The sequence below is a fragment of the Streptomyces sp. MRC013 genome (assembly GCF_023614235.1).
Classification (GTDB): Bacteria; Actinomycetota; Actinomycetes; order Streptomycetales; family Streptomycetaceae; genus Streptomyces.
Genome location: NZ_CP094264.1, coordinates 257098 through 279953 on the forward strand (window position 1 = coordinate 257098; position 22856 = coordinate 279953).

At 76.8% G+C, this 22856-nt stretch carries 18 protein-coding genes; 7 read left to right on the forward strand and 11 right to left on the reverse strand.

Features of this window, described 5'->3' with window-relative positions; translation table 11 throughout:
• Nucleotides 1-30: 30 nt before the first annotated feature.
• Entirely contained in the window at nucleotides 31-255 is a 225-nt protein-coding gene (locus LUW75_RS01160; RefSeq protein ID WP_250333945.1) for a hypothetical protein, read from the forward strand.
• A 548-nt stretch (nucleotides 256-803) separates the two neighbouring features.
• Complete coding sequence (locus LUW75_RS01165; RefSeq protein WP_250333946.1) at nucleotides 804-2654, forward strand: SpoIIE family protein phosphatase; 1851 nt, start codon at nucleotides 804-806, stop codon at nucleotides 2652-2654.
• Here LUW75_RS01165 and LUW75_RS01170 read toward each other — a convergent pair.
• Complete coding sequence (locus LUW75_RS01170) at nucleotides 2592-2903, reverse strand: DUF5133 domain-containing protein (protein ID WP_250333947.1); 312 nt, start codon at nucleotides 2901-2903, stop codon at nucleotides 2592-2594. The genes LUW75_RS01165 and LUW75_RS01170 overlap by 63 nt on opposite strands.
• A gap of 73 nt (nucleotides 2904-2976) precedes the next feature.
• Entirely contained in the window at nucleotides 2977-3720 is a 744-nt protein-coding gene (locus tag LUW75_RS01175; RefSeq protein ID WP_250333948.1) for a GNAT family N-acetyltransferase, read from the reverse strand.
• A 525-nt stretch (nucleotides 3721-4245) separates the two neighbouring features.
• Between LUW75_RS01175 and LUW75_RS01180 the strand changes: the two genes are divergently transcribed.
• Complete coding sequence (locus tag LUW75_RS01180; RefSeq protein WP_462933778.1) at nucleotides 4246-5475, forward strand: phosphodiester glycosidase family protein; 1230 nt, start codon at nucleotides 4246-4248, stop codon at nucleotides 5473-5475.
• 35 nt (nucleotides 5476-5510) lie between these two features.
• Here the strand turns inward: LUW75_RS01180 and LUW75_RS01185 are convergent, their stop codons facing one another.
• From LUW75_RS01185 to LUW75_RS01215, 7 genes are all read right to left on the reverse strand, one after another.
• The gene (locus tag LUW75_RS01185; protein WP_250333950.1) at nucleotides 5511-5705 is read right to left on the reverse strand and encodes a hypothetical protein; all 195 of its coding nucleotides are present in this window, start codon (nucleotides 5703-5705) and stop codon (nucleotides 5511-5513) included.
• A gap of 122 nt (nucleotides 5706-5827) precedes the next feature.
• Complete coding sequence (locus tag LUW75_RS01190; RefSeq protein WP_250333951.1) at nucleotides 5828-6523, reverse strand: ABC transporter ATP-binding protein; 696 nt, start codon at nucleotides 6521-6523, stop codon at nucleotides 5828-5830.
• A complete protein-coding gene (locus LUW75_RS01195) occupies nucleotides 6516-7484 on the reverse strand; it encodes an ABC transporter ATP-binding protein (protein WP_250337507.1) in 969 nt (322 codons plus the stop codon). The genes LUW75_RS01190 and LUW75_RS01195 overlap by 8 nt, the downstream gene beginning before the upstream one ends.
• Nucleotides 7485-7525: 41 nt before the next feature.
• Complete coding sequence (locus LUW75_RS01200; RefSeq protein ID WP_250333952.1) at nucleotides 7526-8437, reverse strand: ABC transporter permease; 912 nt, start codon at nucleotides 8435-8437, stop codon at nucleotides 7526-7528.
• The gene (locus LUW75_RS01205; RefSeq protein ID WP_250333953.1) at nucleotides 8430-9422 is read right to left on the reverse strand and encodes an ABC transporter permease; all 993 of its coding nucleotides are present in this window, start codon (nucleotides 9420-9422) and stop codon (nucleotides 8430-8432) included. The genes LUW75_RS01200 and LUW75_RS01205 overlap by 8 nt, the downstream gene beginning before the upstream one ends.
• Nucleotides 9419-11029: an ABC transporter substrate-binding protein gene (locus LUW75_RS01210; protein ID WP_250333954.1), complete on the reverse strand. Its 1611-nt coding sequence runs from the start codon at nucleotides 11027-11029 to the stop codon at nucleotides 9419-9421. Before LUW75_RS01210 ends, LUW75_RS01205 begins: the two co-directional genes overlap by 4 nt.
• 342 nt (nucleotides 11030-11371) lie before the next feature.
• Nucleotides 11372-12139 (reverse strand): PIG-L deacetylase family protein, encoded by a 768-nt coding sequence (locus tag LUW75_RS01215; protein ID WP_250333955.1) that lies wholly within the window; start codon nucleotides 12137-12139, stop codon nucleotides 11372-11374.
• A gap of 270 nt (nucleotides 12140-12409) precedes the next feature.
• On the opposite strand from LUW75_RS01215, the gene LUW75_RS01220 reads away from it, so the two are divergent.
• Nucleotides 12410-13237 carry a pentapeptide repeat-containing protein gene (locus tag LUW75_RS01220; RefSeq protein ID WP_250333956.1) on the forward strand — a complete coding sequence of 276 codons (828 nt, stop codon included), beginning with the start codon at nucleotides 12410-12412 and terminating at the stop codon, nucleotides 13235-13237.
• Between the two features lie 40 nt (nucleotides 13238-13277).
• On the opposite strand, the gene LUW75_RS01225 is transcribed toward LUW75_RS01220, so the two are convergent.
• Nucleotides 13278-16178: an ATP-binding protein gene (locus LUW75_RS01225; RefSeq protein ID WP_250333957.1), complete on the reverse strand. Its 2901-nt coding sequence runs from the start codon at nucleotides 16176-16178 to the stop codon at nucleotides 13278-13280.
• Between the two features lie 295 nt (nucleotides 16179-16473).
• Nucleotides 16474-17517, reverse strand: a complete 1044-nt coding sequence (locus LUW75_RS01230; RefSeq protein ID WP_250333958.1) for a terpene synthase family protein — start codon at nucleotides 17515-17517, stop codon at nucleotides 16474-16476.
• A gap of 683 nt (nucleotides 17518-18200) precedes the next feature.
• On the opposite strand from LUW75_RS01230, the gene LUW75_RS01235 reads away from it, so the two are divergent.
• From LUW75_RS01235 to LUW75_RS01245, 3 genes are all read left to right on the forward strand, one after another.
• Nucleotides 18201-19859, forward strand: coding sequence for a M4 family metallopeptidase (locus tag LUW75_RS01235; protein WP_250333959.1), 1659 nt, complete (start codon nucleotides 18201-18203; stop codon nucleotides 19857-19859).
• A gap of 77 nt (nucleotides 19860-19936) precedes the next feature.
• Nucleotides 19937-20860, forward strand: coding sequence for a MerR family transcriptional regulator (locus LUW75_RS01240; RefSeq protein WP_250333960.1), 924 nt, complete (start codon nucleotides 19937-19939; stop codon nucleotides 20858-20860).
• Nucleotides 20861-21045: 185 nt separating this feature from the next.
• Nucleotides 21046-22842 (forward strand): S8 family peptidase, encoded by a 1797-nt coding sequence (locus tag LUW75_RS01245; protein ID WP_250333961.1) that lies wholly within the window; start codon nucleotides 21046-21048, stop codon nucleotides 22840-22842.
• Nucleotides 22843-22856: the final 14 nt, after the last annotated feature.

The window sequence follows — 22856 nt, forward strand, 5'->3', positions numbered from 1 at the left end:
CGGTGCGGCCCGAAGCCCTATGCTCGACGGGTGGAGACCTCCAAGTGCACCCAGTGCGGGACCGTCGGTCTGGAACCCGGATTCGTCGAGGACGACGGCGAGCACTCCCGCGGTTACGCGCGCTGGATCGCCGGCCCCCTGGAGCGCGGCATGCTGGGCGGCGCCAAGCGCATGGGCCGCCCCCGCTGGCAGATCGACGCCGGCCGCTGCCCCCGGTGCGGCCACCTGGAGCTGTTCGCGCACGAACGCGCCTGACGGCCCCGGTTCCGCGCCCTTCACCGGAGCTTTCCGGCGGCCGCCGGACGCCCGGGGCCCGTACGCCCCGTGGGCGGGGGACGGCAGCCCGCGCCTCGGCGGCGGAGCCGGCCCGACAGGATCGCGCGTCCGCGCGGGAGGGGCGGCGGACGGGGCGCGCCGGCCGGCGCCGTACCGCGGACGGCGTACCGCGCGGTGCCGGAGCCGCGTACCGAACCGGCCGCGCCGACGGCGGCCTCGCAGCCCCCGCCCCGGTCGCCGCGCCCGCGCGGCGGGCGTTCGCTCAGCCTCCCCCGTCCGCTCACCGGCCGCAGGGGTGACTCGGGGCAGTTCGGCGGCCGGACGGGGGACGACGGCCGGTCCCGCGTGCGGCACGGAGCCCTCCTCGCCGTGCCGCACGCGCACGGGCCCGCGCTGGCCCCGATCCGCGGGCTTGCGGGACGGCGTGGTACCGCGACCCCGCGAGGTCCCCCGGACGGGCCCGGCCCCCGGGCCGGCACCTCCCCCGCCCCCGGGCGGCCGCGGGGGCGCTGTGCCATGCTCGGAGGGTGGACGAACCGCGTGTCCCGACGGACGGCGACACCTCGGACGTGGTGGCGCTCGCCCGGCTCGTCGCGAAGCTGCGCGCCCGGGTCGAGGAACTGGAGGGGAGGGTGGCGGCGACCGCCCTCGGGGAGCGGGCGAAGGGCGTCCTCATGGCGCGGGAGGGCCTGTCGGCGCCGGCCGCGGGCGCCGCGCTGGCCCGGCGCGCCGGGGAGCGGGGCCGTACCCTCGCGGAGGAGTGCTGGGCGGTCCTGGTCGCCGCCCGGAGGCGTGCCGCACCCGTTCCGCCCCTCCCCCCTGCCCCGGCGGGAACCGGCGCGGCCGGACCGGAGGCCGACGCCGTACAGGCCGTGTTCGACGCCCTCCCGGGCCCCGCCCTGCTGCTGACCCCCCTGCGGTCGCCGGTCTCGGGCGGGGTGGAGGACTACCGGATCGACGCGGCCGCCCCCGGAACCCCGGGCCCCGGCGGCCTGCGGGGCGGGCAGCTGGTCGGCCGGCGCGTCCTGGAGGTGTACCCCGCGGTCGCCGGTACGGAGCTGTGGCGCGGTTGCGCCGGCGCGCTGGCCGCGGGCGTGCCGTACGAGAGCGGCCCCCCGCCGGGCGGGAGGGCCGTCGGCGACTCCCCGCAGGAGTCCCGGGCGGTGCGTGCCGCGCGGCTGGGAGGACGGCTCGTGGTCTCCTGGACCCGGCAGGACGGGGCGGGTGCCGAGGCGTGTCGCCGGATGGAGCGCCTCGGCGGTCTCGGCCGGATGGAGTGGGACGTGCGCACCGGCGAGGCGGTCTGGTCCGGGCAGGCGTACCGCATCTTCGGTCGCGACCCGGCGAAGGCGCCGCCCGCCTGGGAGGAGCTCTCCTCGCGCGTCGTGCCGGAGGACGCCGCGCGCCTCGCGGACGCCGCGCGGAGGCTGCTGCGGGAGGGGCGCCCCCTGGACGGGACGTTCCGGATCGCGACGCCGTCCGGGATCCGGTACCTGCGGCTCGTGGCGGAGCCCGCGACCGGTGCGGAGGGCGCCGTCGTGGAGGTCCACGCCCTGTGCCAGGACCTCACCGCGCTGCGGCGGGCCGAGCAGGCCCTGCTGGAGTCGGAGCGGGAGGTCCTCGCCCAGCAGGGCCTGCTGGCGGCGGAACGGGCGCTGGCCTCGCGCCTCCAGGACGCCCTGCTGCCCCGGCAGGACGGCCCCCTGACCGTGGCCGGGCTGCGGGCGGAGGCGTCCTACCTCCCCTCGCAGGCCGGGCTCAGTGTCGGGGGCGACTGGTACAGCGCCGTCGGGCTGCCCGACGGCGGCGGGCTGTTCGCGATCGGGGACGTGGCCGGGCACGGCATCGACGCGGTCGCCACGATGGCGCAGCTGCGGTTCACCGCCAAGGGCATGGTCGTCACGGGTTCGCCGCTGCCGGACGCCCTGGCGCGGCTGAACGCGCTGCTGCTGCACGCACCGGAGGGGCGTCACCCGACGGCGACGATGGTCCTGGCGCGGTACCGGCCGCAGGACCGCACCATGACCTGGGCCCAGGCCGGGCACCTGCCGCCGCTCCTCGTCCGCGGCGGCGGGGCGGGATACCTGGCGCGGCCCGCCGGGATCGTGCTGGGCGCCGGCCCGGACCCCTCGTACGAGGAGCGGCGGTTCACCGTGCTCCCGGGGGACCACCTGCTCCTCTACACCGACGGGCTGGTCGAGCGGCCGGGCGAGGACCTCGCCGCGGGCCTCGACCGGCTCGCCCGGCTGGCGGGCGGCGCGGTGCGCGACACGGGCGGGGCGGAACACCTCACCGCGCGGCTGGCGGACGCGCTGTCACCCACGCGACGCGACGACGTCTGCCTGCTGCACCTCACGCTGCCCGGCGATGGCGTCTGAGGCCGGACCCGCGGGTATCGCCGCCCCGGCCAGCAGGGAGTCGTCCTCGGGCCGGGCGCCGGGCAGCCGGTGGCGGGCCGCGATGAGCGCCGCGTCGACGTCCCGCGTGCCGGTGGAGACGCACAGGGTGTAGGCGACGTCCTCCAGGCGCTGCCGCACTTCCGGTCCGCCGTTGTGGGCGTCGAGCTTGCTGAGCGCGGTGTACTCCTCGATCAGCTTCGTCAGGACGGCGGGGTGGGCCATCAGCACGACACGGCTCCTCTCCTACGGTCGGGAACGTGCGTGTACCCGGCTTCCCCCCGGTGACACGCGGGCCCGCGGGTCAGGTGAGGAGCAGCCGCCCCGCCGCGCCGTCGTGGTCCCGGCGGGGCCGGGAGAGGGTCGCCGGAGGGCGGGCGGCGGCGGGCAGGCGCAGTTCGATGAGGGAGCGGACCGCGGGCCACTCCTCCCGGAGGACCGAGTAGAAGGCGGTGTCGCGGACCGCCCCGTCCAGGCCCCGCGCGTGGGCGCGGCGCACCCCCTCGCAGGCGGCGCCGAGGCGTTCGATCGCCGCGCGGGAGCGGACGTTGCGCGCGTCGGCGCGCAGCGTGATCCTGCGGACGCCCCAGGTCTCGAAGGCGTGCCGGAGCATGAGCAGCTTCGCCTCCGCGTTCACCCCCGTGCCCCGCGCGCAGCCGGCGATCCGGGTGTTGCCGATCTCGGCGGCGTCGGGCACGGCGGTGAGCGGGTCGCCGTACGGGGCACCGGTGACCGGGGGCCACACCACGGGGCCCCGCCAGTAGTCCAGCTCCAGGAACCTGGTCGAGCCGACCACCCGCCCGTCGAAGGCGGTGACCAGGGCGAACGGCAGCGCCCGGCCGGCCGCCTGATCGGTCAGCGCGCGGGCGACGTAGTCGTGTGCCGCCTCCGGGCCGTCGGGCACCGGGGTGTAGGCGTACGCGGCGCGGTCCTGCGCGCCGGCCAGGGCGAGGCCCTCCGCGTGGCGCACGGCCAGCGGCTCCAGGCGCACGGTGCGCCCGGCAAGGACGACGGGTACGGGCACGGTCCTCGGGTCTTCCAGGAGCATCTTCCAGGAGCAGGGAGCCTCCCGCGCCGACGGGGCGGCACGCGGATGGCGGGGGTGCTCGCCTTGCCGGGACCGTCCGCGTCACTGGAGGCACGCGGGCGGACGGACCGCTTCGGCACCGGAGCGAGGAGGAACAGTATGCAGCCGGCGCCGCTTCGGGGGCAGAACCCGGTGCGAACCCCGGCGCACATGCGGATGAAGCCCGGCTCCACGGCGTTCACCAGCGGTTACCCGGAGGTTCTCCAGGCGCCGGGACGGGCGCGGCGAGGACGTCCGGGACGGTCGGCGGCCGTGTCCGCGGCGGCGGCCCGCGGCTCGGACGGGGCGGGCGCGGGCGGGGCGGGGGAAGGGGCGGTCCCGCGGCCGCGGTGTGCGGCGGATCGGCCGATGGGGGGCGTTTTCTGACGACTCGTCGGCAGGGCGGTTCACGGGGGCGGGCGGAGGGGCAGCTTTCCCGCGTCCGGTGCGGGTGGTCCCGACGCGTGGAGGTTCGTGGTCGTGAGAGGTCTGTGGCGGCGGGCCGGCGTGCTCGCCGTGCTGCTGGGGAGTGCGCTGGCCGGGGCGGGGCTCGCGACGCCGCCCGCCGCCGGGGCGACCGGGCGGGCGGCGGGCGCGGCCGCCGCACCGGAGGCGCGGGCGGTCGCGCCGGGGGTCGGGTACCGGGTGGTGGACGTGCCCTCGCCGCGCGGCACCGCCCGGGTGCACCTGCTCTCGGCGGACCTGCGCGACCAGCGGGTGTCGGTGGGGCTGCTGTACCCGGGGGCGGTCGCGGCACGGGCTCCGCTGTCGGCGCTCGCGGACGGCGCGGGGGCGGTCGCGGGGGTCAACGGCGACTTCTTCAACCTGTCGGAGGCCCAGCACCCGGGCGTGCCCGCGACGGGTGCCCCGGTCGGCCCGGCGGTGGCGGACGGGCGGGCGCTGAAGGCGGCGGTTCCGCGCGGCCAGCGGTTCGGCCCGGCGCTGCCGCCCGGCACGAACACCCGCATGGTGCTGGGCGTCGACGGCGAGGGGCGGGCGCGCCTCGGCGAGCTGGCGCTCGACGGGGAGGTGCGGACGGCCGACGGGCGGCTTCCGCTGGGCGGGCTTAACCAGTACGCCCTGCCCGTCGGCTCCGTGGGCGCGTTCACCCGCGACTGGGGGACCGTGTCGCGGCTGCGGGCCACGTGCGGTACGGACACCGACCGGGGGGCGCCGTGCAGTCGGGAGACGTACGAGGTGAGGGTGCGCGGCGGCCGGGTCGTCGCGGTGGCGGAGGCGCCCGGGGCGGGGGCGATCGCGGCGGGCACGCAGGTCCTGGTGGGCCGCGAGGCGGGCGCGCGGTGGCTGCGGGGGCTGGTGGTGGGCGACCTGGTGGCGGTGCACCACCGGCTGGTGCCGGTCGGCGCGGAGCCGGGGGTGTCCTTCCGGGTCGCGGTGGGCGGGTACCCGGTCCTGCGCGACGGGCGTCCGCTGGCGGGGATGGACGCGGCGACCGCCGCGGTGCGCTCGGCGGCGGGGGTCGCGGACGACGGGCGGCGGCTGCTGCTCCTGGCGCTGGACGGCGGCCCGGGGTTCCGGGCGGGGCTGACCGTCGTCGAACTGGCGGCGCTGCTGCGGGAGCTGGGCGCGTCGGACGGGGTCAACCTGGACGGCGGAGGGTCGTCGACGCTGGTGGCCCGCGCGGACGGCGCCGCCGCGGTGCGGGTGCTGAACCGCCCCAGCGGCGGCGCCGAGCGGCCCGTGCCCAACGGGATCGGCGTGTTCGTCCACCCCTGAGGCGCGGCCCCGCTCGCGGACGGGCCGCCGGTGTGCTAAGGCCTGACGTTGCCGACCACCTCGGCGGTGGCGGAGACCCCGTTGTAGATGGTCGGGGCGAGGCTCGTGCCGGCGAGGAAGAAGCCCAGCAGGCCGCAGACGATCGCGTGGGAGAGCTTGAGGCCGCCGCTGCGCAGGAAGACGACCGCCAGGATCAACAGAAGCAACACGACGGAGATGGTGACGGCCATGTGTCGTCCTCCTCGGCCCGGTGCCGTACGGGACGTACGGCGTTCGGCGGCCAGTCTGGCCCAGCGGCGGCGCCGGACGGCCGTACGGCACGTGGGCCGAACGGGTACGAATCAGACATCCGTCACGCGCCCGTCGCGGCGTCCGCGCCCGGGAGCGCGGTGGCCGGGGCCAGCGACGCCCAGTGCACGGTCCGGTCGCACCAGCGGTCCAGCAGGACCCGGTCGTGGCCCACCGCGAGGAGCCCGGCGCCGTGTTCGCGGCGGTACTCCTCGACGACGGCGACCAGCGCGGCCGTGGTGGACGCGTCGAGCATGGCGGTCATCTCGTCGCACACCAGCCAGCGCGGGCGCAGCGCCAGGGCGCGGGCGAGGCAGGCGCGCTGGAGCTGGCCGTCGCTGACCTCGTGGGGTCGGCGGGACAGCAGGTCGCCGGTGAGGCCGACGCGGTGGGCGAGTTCGGCGGTGCTCCCCGCGGCCTCGGCGCGGCGCCCGGTGGCGCGCAGGGGTTCGGCGATCAGGTCGCGCAGGCGCAGCCGGGGGTCGGCGGCGGAGCGGGGCTGCTGGAAGACGACGCCGACCGCGGTGCGCAACTCGCGCGGTGCGCGGTGGCGCCAGCCGGGCACCACCCGGCCGTCGAGGACGACGCGGCCCGCGTCGGGCCGGTGCAGCAGGGCGGCGACGCGGGCGAGCGTGGACTTGCCGCAGCCGCTCGGGCCGAGCAGGCCGACCGCCTCGCCGGGGGCGACGGTCAGCGAGACGTCCCGGAAGACGGGGGCGCGGCGGTCGTACCCGGCGGTGAGGGAGGCGAGCTCAAGCACGGGTGGCCTCCCCGGCGGCGGCGGAGGCGGCGCCGCCGGACGGGCCGCCGTCCGGCGCGGCGTGGTGGCAGGCGACACCGCCGGTGAGGCGCGGCAGCACCCGGCAGGCGTCCGTGCGGCGGTCGCAGCGGGCGGCGAAGGCGCAGCCCTCCGGCAGGGCGTCCAGCTCCGGGGGCATGCCGGGGACGGGCGTGAAGTCCCGTTCCGGCAGGGCGGCCAGGAGGCCCCGCGCGTACGGGTGGCGGGGGCCGGCCGCGCCGAAGAAGCGGTCGGCGGGGGCCGTCTCGACGATCCGGCCCGCGTACATGACGGCGACCCGGTCCGCGATCCGCTCGGCCGCCGCCAGGTCGTGGGTGATCATCAGCAGTGCCCGGCCCTCGTCGGCGTGGCGCCGCAGCTCGTCGACGGTCCGTTCGACGAGGTCGCGGTCGAGGCCGGTCGTCGGTTCGTCCGCGAGCAGCAGCGGCGCGTCCCCGACGAGGGCGAGCGCGGTGGCGGCCCGCTGCGCCTGGCCGCCGGACAGCTCGTGCGGGTGGTGGTCGAGGAGCTCGGCGGGGAAGGAGGCCCGCCGGGCCGCCGCGACGACCGCGGCGCGCAGCTCCCCCCTCGGGGTGCCGGCCAGCTCGCGCAGCGTCTCCTCCAGGTGGGCGCGCACGGTCCGCACGGGCGTCAGGTGGGCGGCGGGGGACTGCGGTACGAGGCCGACGCGCCGCCCCCGGACGGTGCGGGCGAGGGTGCGCTCGTCGGCGGCGAGCAGGTCGACGCCCGTGCCGGGGGCGTCGTCCGGGCCGGTGAGGACGGCGGTTCCGGCGGTCTGGGCGTTGCCGGGGAGGAGGCCGAGCAGCGCGGAGGCGAGGACGGACTTGCCGCACCCGCTCTCGCCGACGAGGGCGAGGCACTCCCCCGCGGCGAGGTCGAAGTCCACGCCGTCGACCGCGGCGACGCGGCGGCCGCCGCGCATCCGGAAGCGCACGGACAGGTCCCTGACGGACAGCACCGGGGTCACAACATCAGCTCCGATCGGCGGCGGGGGTCGAGCCGTTCCCGCCAGGCTCCGGCCAGGCCGGCGACGGCGAGGGTCGGGACGACGAGGAGCAGCCCGGGGAACAGGGTCGGCCACCAGTCGCCGGCGAGCAGCGAACCGCGCGCCGTCTGCACCAGGTTGCCGAGGCTCGCCTGGTGGGCGGGGAGGCCGAGGCCGAGGAAGGAGAGCGCGGACTCGTGCCACATGGCGTGCGGCACCATCAGCACCGCCGCGAGGCCCGCCTGCGGCAGGACGGCGGGCAGCAGGTGGCGCACGGTGACGCGCAGGCGGGACGCGCCGCCGGAGACGGCGGCGTCGACGTACGGGCGGGACCGCAGCGACAGCACCTCGGAGCGGACGATCCGGGCGGTGGACAGCCAGTGGGTCACCGCGACCGAGACGATGACGGGCCACACCCCCGGCCGGAACATCGCCACGACGAAGACGCCGAGCAGCAGGTGCGGCACGGAGGCGAAGGTGTCGACGACCCGCATGACGAGCCGGTCGGTCCGGCCGCCGAAGGCCGCCGCCAGGGTGCCGACGGCCGTGCCGACGACGGTGGCCGCGAGCGCGGCGACCAGCCCGACGAGGAGCGAGACCCGCAGTCCGTAGACGCAGCGCAGCAGCAGGTCGCGGCCCATGTCGTCGGTGCCGAAGGGGTGGGCGGCCGAGGGCGGCCTGAGCCTTAGCGACAGGTCGACGGCCTGCTGGTCGAGCTGGACCAGCGGCGGTACGAGGAGCACGGCGAGGAGGACGGCGCCGGTGACCGCGGCGGAGAGGGCGACGCGGACGGTCCGGGTGGAACGGCGCGTACGGCCGTGGGACCTCCAGGCGCGCGGCGCGGCGGCCTCGCCCACGGGTCCGGCGGCCTTGCGGACGGGTTCAGCCATCGAAGCCCACCCTCGGGTCGGCCAGTCCGTACAGCAGGTCGGAGAGGAGGTTGCCGAGGAGGACGGCGACGGTGGCGAGGACGGTGAGGGCGGCCAGCAGCGGGAAGTCCACGGACGTGGCGGCCTGGACGGTCGCCGCGGCGATGCCGGGCCAGCTGAAGACGGTCTCGACGAGCAGCGCGCCGGTGATGAGTTCGGGCACGCGGGTGCCGACGAGGGTGAGCACCGGCAGCATGCCGGACCGCAGCGCGTGCCCGAGCAGGACCGTGCGTTCGCGCAGGCCGCGGGCGCGGGCGCCGCGCACCGGGTCCTCGTCGAGCGCGTCGGCGACGCCCTGCCTGACGTACAGCAGGAACCAGGGCAGCTGGGAGGCGCCGAGGACGAGGGCCGGCAGGACCAGGTGGGGGGCGACCTGTCCGAAGGTGACGGTGTCGCTGGCCGTGTCGGTGAGGCCGCCGGCCGGCAGGACGCCGAGCTCCAGCGCGAACAGCCAGACGGCGAGCAGTCCGAGCCAGAACGCCGGGGCCGCTTCGAGGGTGTAGGCGAGGCCCGTGGCGGTCCGGTCGAGCGCGCCGCCGGGGCGCCGGGCCGCCAGGACGCCGAGGACGGTGCCGAGGAGGACGGCGACGGCGAACGCGGTGGCGGCGAGCAGCGCCGACCAGCCGACGCGCTCGGCGATGACGTCGGCGACGGGCTGCCGCATGGTGCTGGAGTCGCCGAGGTCGCCGGTGAGGGCGGAGGTGAGCCAGTCCCACCAGCGGGAGACCAGCGGCCGGTCGGCGCCGAGGTTGGCGCGGAGCTGGTCGAGGTTCTCCTGGGAGGCGGTGAGGCCGGCGGTGCCGGCGTACGCCCTGACGGGGTCGAACGGGGACGCGGCCGCGACGGCGAACACGCCGAAGGTGACGAGGAGGAGGACGGGGACGGCGGACAGGGCCCGGCGCCCCGCCATCCGGGCCATGGGCCCCCAGGGCGGGCGCCGGGTCACCTCGCGGCGCCCTTGGGGGTCCAGTCCTCGACGTTCCACCAGGGGCCGGCGGCGAGGCCGTGGTCGTGCGGCTCGACCTGGGTGGACGGGCCGTCCCACCGGTCGGCGAGCACGTACAGGTGGTCGATGTGGGTGAGGAAGGTGTAGCCGGGGTTCTTCACGAGCTCCCGCTGGACTACGTCGTAGGCGGCCTTCCGGGCGGCCTTGTCGGCGGTCCTGCGGCCCTTCTCCAGGGCCGCGTCGACGGCCGGGTTGTCGTACCGGGCCATGTTGTTGAAGCCGTCGCCGGCGAGGGTGGACTTCAGCAGGAGGTACTGGTCGAAGTCGGGGTCGCCGGGCGAGCCGCCGCCGGCGAGGACGGCGTCGTGCTCCATGCGCGGTTCGATGACCTCCCACGTGCCGGCCTGGGTGGTGATCTCGATGCCGATCCTCTTGGCGTCGGAAGCGTAGGCGAGGGCGTGGTCCTGGCGGAGCTTGTCGCCGGAGACGTACCAGAGCGGGAAGGAGGCGCGGACGCCGTTCCTGACGCGGACGCCGTCGGGTCCGGGCTTCCAGCCGGCGGCGTCGAGGATCCTCCTCGCCCCCGCCGGGTCGTGGCGCCGCTCGGTTCCCCCGGTGAACCACTCGCTGCCGGTGGGGACGGGGCCGTGGGCGGGCCTGCCGGCGCCCTCGAGGATCTCGTCGACCATGGCCCGGCGGTCGACGGCGACGTCCAGGGCGCGGCGGACGGCGGTGTCGCCGGTGACCTCGTTGCGGGTGGGCAGGGTCACGGTCCGGTAGTCGTAGCTGGTGGCGGCGTACGTCTTCCGGCCGGGGTCGCCCTCGAAGCCCTTGGCGAGGGCGGGGGGCAGGACGGCGCCGTCGAGGTCGCCGGAGCGGAGCCGGGTGGCGCGGACGTCGTCGTCCTTGACGATCGCCATGGTGAGCTTCTTCACCTTCGGCTCACCGCCCCAGTACCGGGGGTTGGCCCTGAAGGTGAGCTTCTCCCCCTTGGACCAACCGGTGAGGACGTACGGGCCGGTGCCGACGGGCCTGGTGGTGAACGGCCCGGAGTTGACGTCCTGGCGGGCGGCGGCGTGCCGGGGGGCGATGGCGTGGACGGTGCGCAGGGCGAAGGGCGCGTAGGGGTACTTGAGGGTGAAGACGACGGTGTCGTCGCCGACCGCCCTGACGTCCCGGAGCGCGTCCAGCTCCGCCTTGGACGGGTTGTTGGTCCGCTCGTCGAGGATGGTGCGGTACGTGAAGACGACGTCCTCCGCGCCGAACGGCTCGCCGTCGCTGAAGGTGACGCCCTTGCGGAGCCGGTAGGTGTAGGTCAGGCCGTCGGCGCTCACCTCGGGCAGGGCGGCGGCGAGGGCGGGTTTCAGCCGCATGTCGGCGTCGAGGGCGAGGAGGCCGTCGAACACCTTGGAGTTGCCGTCCTTGCCGTAGCCGAGGAGGGGGCTGAGCGTGTCGGGTTCGTGGGCGATGCCGACGACGACGCCGTCCTGAGCGGCGGGGCCGCCGGAGGCACCCGGCTTCGAGCAGGCCGCCGCGGTGAGGGCCAGGGCCGCGGCCGCGGCCGCGGCGACCGCGCAGCGTATCGGCCGGACGGATCGGACGGTCATGCTCCACGCCCCTTGTCGAAGATCGGATGTTGTTGCGAGCGGTTCGCAATTAAACCGTATGTACAGGGGCATGTCGCCAAGGGCCTCTTACGGGCGGGGGCGAGGGGGCTCGCGGGGGTGGAGAGGCCCGCGGGGCGGGGACCGCGGGGCGGGGACCGCGGCGTGGGAGGCGGCGAGGGCGAGAGGGCGCGGGGGCGGCCGGGGTGCCGTCGCGGCACGGGCCGGCCGGTCCGTGCCGGCGGCGCGGTCGCACGCCGGACGTTCCCCGCCGCGCCGCCGGGAGGGGCGGGAGGGGCGCGCCGTACGGGCCGGGTCCCTCCGGGAGGAGAGGAGGGGCGGGGGTCAGCGCGGGAACAGTTCGAAGGTGACCGCGGGCACGCCGCCGAACAGCCCGGCGGCCGACCGGGCGCCGCCGGTGAGGAGGTCCCGGCAGTACGCCTCCGGCTCCCGGTCCGTCAGCGCCCCGATGTACGTGCGGTGCTCCAGCAGGGAGCGTACGGCGCGTTCCAGGCCGGGCCGCGCGTCGACGGCGTGGGTGGGGCGGGGTGACCCCGCGACGGCCACCCAGCGGACTCCGTCCCACGGTTCGAGGCCCTGCTCGGCCTGTTCGGGGAAGATCCAGCGGTTGCCCGCGTCGGCGGCCGCGTCGAGCACGGCGCGCCCCACGGCGACGTGGTCGGGGGTGTTCCACGCGCCGCCGCCCCAGGTGTCGTGGTGGTTGAGCGTGACCAGCAGCTCGGGGCGGTGGCGGCGGATCGCGGCGGTGACGTCGCGGCGCAGGCCGACGCCGTACTCGACGACGCCGTCCCGGTGGCCGAGGAACTCCACCTCGCCGACGCCGACGGCCGCCGCGCTCGCCCGCTGCTCCCGCTCGCGCAACGGCGCGCAGACCGGGGGTGCCAGGCCGTCGATCCCCGCCTCGCCGCGCGTGGCGAGCGTGTACACCACCTCGCGCCCGGCGTCGGTCCAGCCCGCGACGGCGGCGGAGCAGCCGTACTCCAGGTCGTCGGGGTGCGCGACGACGGCGAGCGCCTTCCCCCAGTCCTCGGGCATCGGCCGCAGCCGGGCGGCCGCCGGACGGTCCGTCGGCGGGCTCTCCTGGTCCCTCATGCGCGCAGGATACGGCCGTCCCGGCTCCGCCGCCCTCCGCCCGGCGGGGGCGGCGGGGCGGGCGCCCGGGCCCCGCGGACGGATGCCGCCGGGCAGGGGGCGGGCCGTCCCTCCGGCGCGAGGGCCCATCCGCCGGGGCACCGCCGGTCGGAGCGGCGGACCGGAGGCGTGGGACGGCGCCGCCGGGACCCGCCCCCCGGAAGGGTGACAATGGGCACGTCCGTACGCCCCACCGGTGAACCCCGCACAGCCCGTAGGAGATCCCCCGCCGTGTCCCCCCGCACCCCGCACACCGACAGAGCCGATCTCCGGGCCGACTGCGCCGACTGCTTCGGGCTCTGCTGTGTGGCGCTGCCCTTCGCCCGGTCCGCCGACTTCGCCGCCGACAAGCCCGCCGGCACGCCCTGCGGGAACCTCGGCGACGACTTCCGCTGCGGCGTCCACGCGCGGCTGCGCGACAGCGGCTACACGGGCTGCACGGTCTTCGACTGCTTCGGGGCGGGCCAGAAGGTGTCCCGGGTGACGTTCGGCGGCCGTGACTGGCGGGCCGACCCGGAGTCGGCGGGCACGATGTTCGCGGTGTTCCCCGTCGTGCGGCAGTTGCACGAGCTCCTGCGGTACGCGGCGGAGGCCCTGGACCTCGCGGCGGCCCGGCCCGTCCACCGGGAGCTGCGCCGCCGCCACGACGAGATCGACGCCCTGACCCGCCGCGACGCGCGGACCCTGCTGACGCTGGACGTCCCGGCGCTGCGGGCGGAGGTGAACGCCCTGCTGCTGCGCGCCAGCGAGCTGGCCCGGTCGGGCGTGCCGGGGCGCCGCGAGGACCACCGGGGCGCCGATCTGACGGGGGCGCGGCTGCGCGGCGTGAGGCTGCGGGGCGCGAGCCTGCGCGGTGCCCGTCTGATCGCCGCCGACCTGACCGGCGCGGACCTGCGCGAGGCCGACCTGACCGGCGCGGACCTGCGGGGCGCCGACCTGTCGGGCGCGGACCTGACGGGGGCGCTGTTCCTGACGCAGCCCCAGCTCACCGCCGCCCGGGGCGACGGCGCGACGCGGGTCCCCGCCGCGCTGCGGCGCCCGGGGCACTGGGCGGCGTAGCCCCCCGCGGGGACCGCCCGGCCCGGCCCGGCGGGCGGGGTCACAGGCCCAGGGCGCGGCGCAGGCCGAGCCGGTCGGTGCCGAGCTTGGTGAACACCGCCGACATCAGCTCCGAGACGGTCCGCCCGTCGCTCCCGAGCCGGGCGGCGACGGCCGTGTCGTCGAGGCCCTCCGCGGCGAGCAGGGCGGCCGCCTCCTCGCGGGCGGTGAGGGTGTTCCGCTCGTCGGCCGGCGGGCGCCGGGGCCGCAGGCCGGCGGCGGCCAGCTGGTCGCGGGCCCGGGCGGCGAGGGCGTCGGCGCCGCAGGCGACCGCGGCCTCCATGCCGCGGTGGAGCTGCCGCGCGGCCGCGCCGAGGGCGCCGGCGGAGCGCAGCGCGGTGCCGTGGTCGACCAGCGCGTGCGCCAGTTCGTACCCGGCGGGCGACTGCTCCAGGCGGTCGACCGCCTCGGCGAGCAGGGGGAGCCCGCGGGCCGGTCCGCGGACCGCCGCGGCGACCCGCAGGGCCTGGCCGACCGCACCGGCGGTGCCGAACGCGCGGGCCCGGGCGACGGCTTCGTCGGCGTGGCGCCGCGCCTCCCCGGGCCGGCGGCCGGCCAGGGCGAGGGCGAGGTCCAGCTGCCAGGGGCTCCAGGCCGGGTTGGGCGTACCGCGCTGCTCGAGCCGTTCGCCGGCCGCCGCCAGCTGCCGGACCGCCTCGTCGGTCCGGCCGAGCGCCAGCAGGAGCCTGCCCCGGACGGCCTGCGGGTCGGGGGAGACGACGGTCCCGGGGGGTTCCTCGCCGAACCGGTAGTCGTCGGCGATCCGCCGGGCCTCCTCGACGCGGCCCCGGGCCAGGAGCGTCTCGACCAGCGTGCCCACCGCGTACAGCTGGGCGGGGACGCCGCGGCCGGCCCGGTCGGCGATCCGCAGCCCGCCGCGCACGAAGTCCTCGGCCTCCGCGAGCCGTCCGCGCCGGAAGCGGATGTAGCCCAGGAGCGTGTACGCGAAGGAGAGGTGGGCACCGCGCCAGCCCTTCGCCTCGAACTCGGCGATGCCGTCGTGGAACAGCTCCTCGGCGCGGCCGGGCTGGTCGCAGTACATCAGCGTGAGGGCGACGACGGCCGGCACCTCGAAGCCGAAGTCCTGGTCGGTCCAGCTCATCCCGCCGCACAGGGCCTGCTCGGCGTGGTGCAGGGACCGGGCGGCGGGCTCGCCGCGCAGGGCGGCGTCCCAGGCGCGCAGGCCGAGGATGTGCCGTTCCGCGAGGCCGCGTCCGGTGAGGCGGTCGGCGAACCGGGACAGCAGCCGGGAGCGGGCCCGCGAGTCGTGTTCGGCGGCGTCGACCGCGTTCCACTTGAACTGCTCGGCCCGCATCCGCAGGCGCGTGCGGGCGCTGGTGGTGCGGCGGGCCTCCTCGTCGAGGAGGCCGGTGGCCTGTTCCATGCGGCCGGTGTGGGCGAGGGCCTGGGCGAGCCGGTACGTGACGGCCTCCCGGAGGTCCTGCTCGATCCCGGGCTCCTCCAGTGCGGCGCGCAGCTGGTTGACGGTGGTGGCGGGTTCGTGCGGCAGGTTGGCGGAGCCGAGTTCGAACAGGACCCGCGCGCGCTCCCCGGCGTCCGGGGGTTCGCGCAGGGCGCGGGCGAGGTAGCGGCGGGCGGCCTCGGGCGCGCCCGCGGAGAAGCTGTCGCGGGCGGCGCGGCGGAGCTGCCGGACGACCCAGGGGTCGCCCTCCGGATGCATCTCCAGCATGTGGCGGGCGGCGGCCGCGGCGCCGTGCCCCTCGTCGACGAGGGCCTGGGCGGCCACGCCGTGCATGCCGACGCGTACGCCGTGCGGGATCGACCGGTACACGGCGGTGGCGATGAGCGGGTGGCAGAACTCGACGACCGGCTCGCGCTCCGGACCGGGCCGGGCGGTCAGGATGCGGGCCGCCTCCAGCCGCCCGGCCGCGTCGCCGAACTGGGCGCCGCCGAGCGCGGCGACGGTCCCGACGATGCCGGCGGGGCCGCCGTCGCCGACGACCGCGGCGGCCCAGGCGAGGCGGACGGCGGAGGGGCCGAGCTGTTCGAGGCGTTCCACGAGTCCGCCGCCCTTGACGGCGGAGGCGAGGTCGCGGAGCTGCGGGATGCTCTCCTCGCGCGGGACGAGGCCGCGGTCGCCGCCCTTCGCGGTGAGCTCGACGACTTCGAAGGGGTTGCCGCCGGTGACGGCCCAGCACTCGCGGCAGAACGGTTCGTCGGCGTCCTCCCCGAGGGCCGCGCGGACGATGCGGCCCACGGCGGCGGCGGTGAGCGGGAGCAGTTCGTGGGCGCGGGAACGGTCGCGTGCGACCAGGTGGTACAGGGGCAGGGCTTCGGACGGGAGCTCGTCGGGGCGGCAGGCCACCGCGATCAGCATGCCGAGGTCCCCGGCGCGGGCGGCGAAGGCGGTGAGCCAGGCGAGGGACTCGGGGTCGGCCCAGTGGACGTCGTCGATGACGAGGACGACGGGGCCGCCGCGGACGGAGAGGTTGGCGACGACCCAGTCCAGGCCGTCGCGGACGCCCTGCGGGTCGGGGTTGGCGCCGGGTTTGGGCGCGGACAGCCCCGTGGCCGGGGCGACGATGTCGTACCAGTCGCCGAGCACCCTCCGGCGCTCGTCCTCCGGCATGGCGGCGAAGACCGGCTGGACGAGCCGGCGCATCACGTGGAACGGGACCCGGCGTTCCTGCTCGCCGCCGCGTGCGGACAGCACGGTGCAGCCGCGGGCGGCGGCGGACCGGCGGAGGAGGGCGAGGAGCGTGGTCTTCCCCAGTCCCGCCGCTCCGGCGAACCCGATCACCCCGCCCTGCCGGGACGCGCGTCCCCCGCCGGGGGGCTCGCCGCACAGCTCGTCGAGCGCGCGCTCGACGGTGAGGAGTTCGGGTTCCCGTTCCAGCAGCGGGACCGCCCCGCGTCCCCGTCGTTCCCCGGCCGTCGCCATGTCCCGCCCCCTCCAGCACGTGCGGCCGAGTGTAGGGGGAAGGGGACGGGAGGGGTCGCGGGCCGCCGCTCCCGCGGGAGCACCGCTCTCCGTGCGGGGGCGGTGCCCTTCGTACGGGGGCTGCGCCCTTCGTACGGGGCGCCGAGGGGCCCGCCTGACGGTGTGCCGGACCCGGCGCCCCGTGAGGCTCCGGCTCCGGCTCCGGGGCACCGCCCACCCGGGCGGCGCCGCGCCGCGCCGCCCGGACGTGCGGGGCGGCGTGGTCGGCGTGCAGGGGGTGCGGGCGGGCCGCCCCTCACCCCGCCGGGACCAGGTCCGGGCGCGTGTACGCGGCTTCGAGGCCCGCGGCGAACCGCTCGTCCCGGTACCGCGTGCAGTCGTGGCGCTGCCAGAGGTCGGCGCCGATCATCCAGTCCTCGTAACCGCGGACGCGGTGTTCCACCGCGGTGCGGGCGGCGGAACCGGTGACGCCGAGGGCGTCGAGGGCGCGGGGCAGGTCGCGGACGGCGGCGAGGAAGTCCCCGACGCGGGCGCGGATGCGCTCCTCGACGGCCCGCACGGCCTCGGGCAGGGTGAGGCCGTGCCACCGGACGAGGAGGACGGCGAGGTTGTTGGTGTCGCCGCAGGAGTGCTCCTTGGGGAGGGAGAAGACGTCGTTGCCCCAGGAGATGACGTCGATGGCGCTCCGGGCGAGCTCCTCCAGGGCGGGGCTCGTGTGGACTTCCCCGGGCACCTCGACGCCCCGGGCGGCCTCCACCATGTTCATCATGGGCAGGAGCTGCGAGCTGTGCCGGCGGGTCAGGACGTACTCCTCGACGGTGGGGCGGTGCCCGGGACGGCGGTTGGCGGCCTCCTCGTCCAGGGAGCGCAGCATGCGCGGGACGTGGTGGCGGTGGCGGTCCCGGAGCAGAGGGGTCATCCCCGCCACGACGCGGTCGTACAGTTCGGCGAAGGAGGACACCAGCGGGTTGCCGCGGGCGGCGGCCGGCGCGTCGGCCGGCCTGCCGCGGGCGTGGTGCGCGATGGCGTCGGAGAGGGGCCGCCAGTCGTCGAGGCGGTCGGCCCTGATGAGCAGGTCGTGCTGGTCGTCGAGGACGAACGACCAGGCCATCCACCGGGCCAGCAGGAGCAGTCGCCCGGGGGGCGCGCCGCGGCCCACGCGTGCGGCGAGGTGGCCGAAGCCGATGCCCGCGAACTGTTCGGCCGCCTCCGCCTCGATCAGGCCGCGGTCGACCGCCCAGGCGGTCGCCGCGGCGTTGGCGCGGTCGCCGCCCGGCGCCCCGCCGTCCTCGAAGGGGAGGTAAAACTCCGGGACCGTGAAGGTGTCCTGACGGGGCATCGGTCCCTCTCCGGAGGAAGTCTCGGTCCGCGCCACCGCGTCCGCCCGCTCCCCGCCGGAGGCCGGATCCGGGCCCTCGGCCGGAAGGCCGGGCGGGAGGGCCGGGCCGCGCCGTGAAGCCGCTCGCGCCGATTAACCCGCACGGCGATCGGCGCTGTCAACGCGATCGGGTGTTCCGCGGCCCGGACCCCCGCCGGTCGGGCTCCCACCGGCCCCGGTCCTCGCCGGTCCGGTCCCCGCCGGTCGGGCGGCGCGCCCGGCGGGGACCGGGGGTCGGGGCGCGCCCGGCTCCCCCGGGGGCCCGGCCCACCCGGGGATCCGGGGCGCCCGGCGGGGCCGGGCGGCGGTCCCCGCCCTGCCGGTTCGGCGGCGGCTCCGGGTCCGGCCCCGGCGGGAGGCGGCACACCGTGTGCCGGCGGGCCGGGCGCCGGCACACCGCACTCCCGCGGGCCGGGCGCGCGCCGGCACGGGTGCACGGCGATCCGGGGAGGGACGAAAGCCGGATATGCAAGGAAATTTCCCGTCAATCACCAACCGGCGTTCACATAGCGGACGTTGGACCGCGCCTTCAGGACAAGAACTGGTCAAGAAGTTGACCGATATCTGTCAAACCAAAGTCATCTCCTGTCACTCTCGTCCGCATCCCCGATCCCACTCCCCACGGAACGAGAGAAGGAGACCACGTGTCCCCCCACTCCCCCACGTCGCGGCGCACCTCCCTGCGTGCCGCCGCCCTCGCCGCCACCGCCGCCATGGTCGTCGTGGGCGTGCAGTCCGGCACCGCCGCGGCCACCGACGCCGGGTCCGCCCCCGCGGACCGCGCGACGGCCCCGGCGGCCGTCCCGTTCTCCGCGGGCGACCGGGTGGCCGCCATCCGTTCGGCGCAGGCGGGTGCCGCCGCCACCGCCGAGCGGCTCGGGCTCGACACGGCCCGCGAGAAGCTGCTCGTCCGCGACGTGGTGAAGGACGCCGACGGCACCGTGCACACGCGCTACGAGCGCACCTACGAGGGCCTCCCGGTCCTCGGCGGCGACCTCGTGGTCCACACCGCCGAGGACGGCCGGAGCAAGGGCGCCACCAAGGCGGTCCAGGCCGGGATCGCCGTCGCGGGCACCGACGCCGCCGTCGCCCCGGCCGCCGCGCGCAAGACCGCCCTGGCCGCGGCCGCCGCCGAGGAGGAGACGACCGGCACGCCGTCCGCCGCCGCGCCCCGCAAGGTGGTGTGGGCGGCGAGCGGCAAGCCGACCCTGGCGTACGAGACGGTCGTCCACGGCCTGCAGCACGACGGCACCCCGAGCGAGCTGCACGTCATCACGGACGCCGCGTCCGGCAAGGAGCTGTACTCGTACCAGGCGATCGAGACGGGCAGCGGCACCAGCCAGTACAGCGGCACCGTCCCGCTCGGCACCACGCCCACCGCCTCCGGCTTCACCCTCACCGACGGCGCCCGCGGCAGCCACCGGACGTACGACCTGAACGGCGGCACGTCCGGCACCGGCACGCTGTTCACCGACGCCGACGACGTCTGGGGCACCGGCCTGCCGACCAACCGCCAGACCGCCGCCGTCGACGCCCACTACGGCGCCGCGCTCACCTGGGACTTCTACAGGAACGAACTGGGCCGCAACGGCATCGCCGGTGACGGCAGGGCCGCGTACTCCCGCGTCCACTACGGCAACGCCTACGCCAACGCCTTCTGGTCCGACTCGTGCTTCTGCATGACCTACGGCGACGGCGCGAACAACGCCAAGCCGCTGACCTCCATCGACGTGGCCGGCCACGAGATGACCCACGGCCTCACCTCCCGCACCGCGGGCCTGCGCTACAGCGGCGAGTCCGGCGGCCTCAACGAGGCGACGTCCGACATCCTCGGCACCTCCGTCGAGTTCTACGCCAACAACGCCAAGGACCCCGGCGACTACCTGATCGGCGAGAAGGTCGACATCCGCGGCAACGGCACCCCGCTGCGCTACATGGACAAGCCCAGCAAGGACGGCAGGTCGGCCGACTACTGGTCCTCCTCCGTGGGCGGCCTCGACGTCCACAACTCCTCCGGCGTGGGGAACCACTTCTTCTACCTGCTGTCGGAGGGCAGCGGCGCGAAGACCATCAACGGCGTCAGCTACAGCTCGCCGACCTACGGCGGCGTCTCCGTCACCGGCATCGGCCGCGCCAAGGCGTACCGGATCTGGTACCGGGCGCTGTCGGTGTACATGACGTCCACCACCACCTACGCGGGCGCCCGCACGGCGACGCTCCGGGCGGCGTCCGACCTGTACGGCTCGACCGGCGCCGAGTACCAGGCCGTTGCCAGGGCGTGGACCGCGGTCAACGTGAAGTAACGATTCATCTCCACTCCCCCGCGGTACCGGGGCGCACGGGCGCCCCGGTACCGTGGGCCCCCGGGGAGGTGGAAGCGGTGTCCACGGAAGGCGTCTGGAGCATCGGGGAGCTCGCCGGGCGTGCGGGCACCACCGTGAAGACGGTGCGGTTCTACTCGGACCTGGGGCTGCTGCCGGAGGTCTCCCGCAGCGCCGGCGGCCACCGCCGGTACGGCCCGGAGGCGCTCGACCGGCTGCGGACGATCCGGTCGCTGCGCGGTCTCGGCCTCCCCGTCGCGGAGGTCGGCCGGGTCCTGGACCGGGAGGACGCCCTGGAGGACGCCATCGCGGGCCGGCTGCGCGAACTGGGCTCCCGGATGGCCGAACTGCGCTGGCGCGAGGCGTCCCTGCGGCTGCTGCGGGACTGCCCGGCGCAGGAGCGCGCCGAACGGCTGCGCCTGATCGGGGCGATGGACGCACCGCCCGACACCACCGTGGTGGCCCGCTTCCTGCGGCGGTTGCTGCCGCCGCGGCTGCCGGCCCGGCTGGTCTCGTCCATCACCGAAGCGGTGGTGCCGCCGCCGCCCGACGACCCGACCCCCGCCCAGGTCCTGGCCTTCGCCCGGCTCAACGCCCTGGCGGCGGAGACGGCCGGTGCGATCGGGGTGTGCCGTCCGGTGGCGAGCGCCCCGGACGGGGAGTGCCGTCCGGCGGTGCTGTACGACGGGCTCACCGAGGCGTTCGCACTGGCGGCGCCCGACGTGCGGGCCGGGCGCGAGCCCTTCGCCGGGGAGGCGCTCGACTGCTTCGCGGCCGCCCACGCCGGGATGCGCGGCACCCGCGACACCCCGGAGTTCCGGCGGCGGCTGAGCCGTTTCCTCGACGACCTCGCCCATCCCCGCGTCGACCGCTTCTGGCGGCTCACCGCCGAGGCCGCCGCCTCGACCGAGCCGACGGTCGGCGCCGTGGACGACTGGCTGCGGGCCGCGCTGGCCCGGCAGCTCGCCGAAGCGTCCCGCTGACCTCCCCCGGGCCGGTGGCAAGGGACTTTCCGGCCGTCGGGTGACGGCCGGGTGACGAGACGGCCGACGACTTCCGGCGAAACGGTACTTCCCTTGACGCGCCGCCGGATGAGATCTTTCGCGTCTACCACTTCTTCACCCGGCCCGGCCGACGCCACCCGCGTCGCCGGGCCTTCGGAGGACACATGCTTCCCCACATATCCGCCGGGCTCAGGCGCTCGGCCGCCGTCGCCGCGCTCGGCGCGGCCGTCGCCCTCGCGGTCCCCGCGGTCCCCGCCGCGGCGGTCCCGCAGACCCCGGCCGCGGCGCCGGCGGCGGTGCCGGCCGCCGCGGCGGCCCCGTCCGGCGCCCGGGCCGCGGGAACCCGCGCGTACCTGGTGATCACCTCTCCGGGAGACACCTCGGCCGTACGCGCCGCCGTCACCGGCAAGGGCGGCACGGTCTTCGCCCACTACGACGCGATCGGCGTCGTCGTGGCCCACTCCTCGTCCGGCACCTTCGCCACCGCGATGCGCGGTGTCACCGGCGTGCAGCAGGTCGGCGCGACCCGCACCTCCGACGTGCCGGCCGACGCGTACGCCCCGGCCCTGCCGGCCGCCCCCGCGCAGACCCCGACGACGCTCACCGAGACCAACCGCTGGGACATGACCCAGATCAAGGCGGACCAGGCGTGGGCGGTGACCACCGGCTCCGCCGCCGTCAAGGTCGGCGTCCTGGACACCGGCGTCGACGACCTCCACCAGGACATCGCGCCCAACTTCAACGCCGCCGACTCGGTCTCCTGCGCCTACGGCAGGCCGGACACCCGCTTCGGCGCCTGGCGCGACGTGGACACCCACGGCACGCACGTCGCGGGGACGATCGCCGCGGCGAAGAACGGCAAGGGCGTCGTCGGCGTCGCCCCCGGCGTGAAGATCTCCTCGGTCCGCATCGCCGAGCCGGGCACCGGGCTGTTCTACGCGGAGAACACCATCTGCGGGTTCATGTGGGCCGGCGACCACGGCTTCAAGGTGACCAACAACAGCTACTACACCGACCCGTGGATGTTCAACTGCCCGGACGACCCCGACCAGGCCGCCATCATCGAGGGCGTCCGGCGGGCCCAGGCGTACGCCGAGGGGAAGGGCTCCCTGCAGGTCGCCGCGGCGGGCAACTCCGACTACGACCTGGCGAACAAGACCACCGACACGTCGAGCCCCGACGACTCGACCCCGGTGACCCGCCGGATCACCAACGCCTGCCTGGATATCCCGACCGAGCTGCCGGGCGTCGTGACCGTCTCGTCCACGGGCCGCGGCAGCGTGAAGGCGTCGTACTCCAACTTCGGCCGGGGCGTCGTCGACATCGCCGCGCCGGGCGGCGACGGCTCGTACGGCGTCTACTCGACCCTGCCGGGCGGCAAGTACGGCAACATGAACGGCACCTCGATGGCGTCCCCGCACGTGGCGGGGGTCGCGGCGCTGATGGCGAGCGTCAACCCCTCCCTCACCCCGGCGGACCTGCGGGCCCGGCTGGCCTCGCAGGCGGCGGACACGGCCTGCCCGGCGGACGGCCGCTGCACGGGCACGACCGCGAACAACGGCTTCTTCGGCGAGGGCCAGGCCGACGCGCTGAAGGCGGTCGGCGGGACGGCGCCGGGCAAGTACTTCGAGAACCTCACCGACGTGAACGTCCCGGACAACACGACGGTGGAGAGCCCCCTCCCCGTCACCGGTGTGAGCGGCTACGCGCCGGCCGCCCTGAAGGTGGGCGTGGACATCGAGCACACCTACCGCGGTGACCTCGTCGTGTCGCTGGTCGCCCCCGACGGCACGGTCTACCTGCTGGAGGACTTCGCCAACGGCGACAGCGGCGACGACGTGGTCAAGACGTACACGGTCAACGCCGCCTCGGAGATCGCGGCCGGAACCTGGAAGCTCCGCGTCCGGGACGTCGCGACGCGGGACACCGGCAGGATCGACGCCTGGAACCTCACCTTCTAGTCCCTTGCCCACCG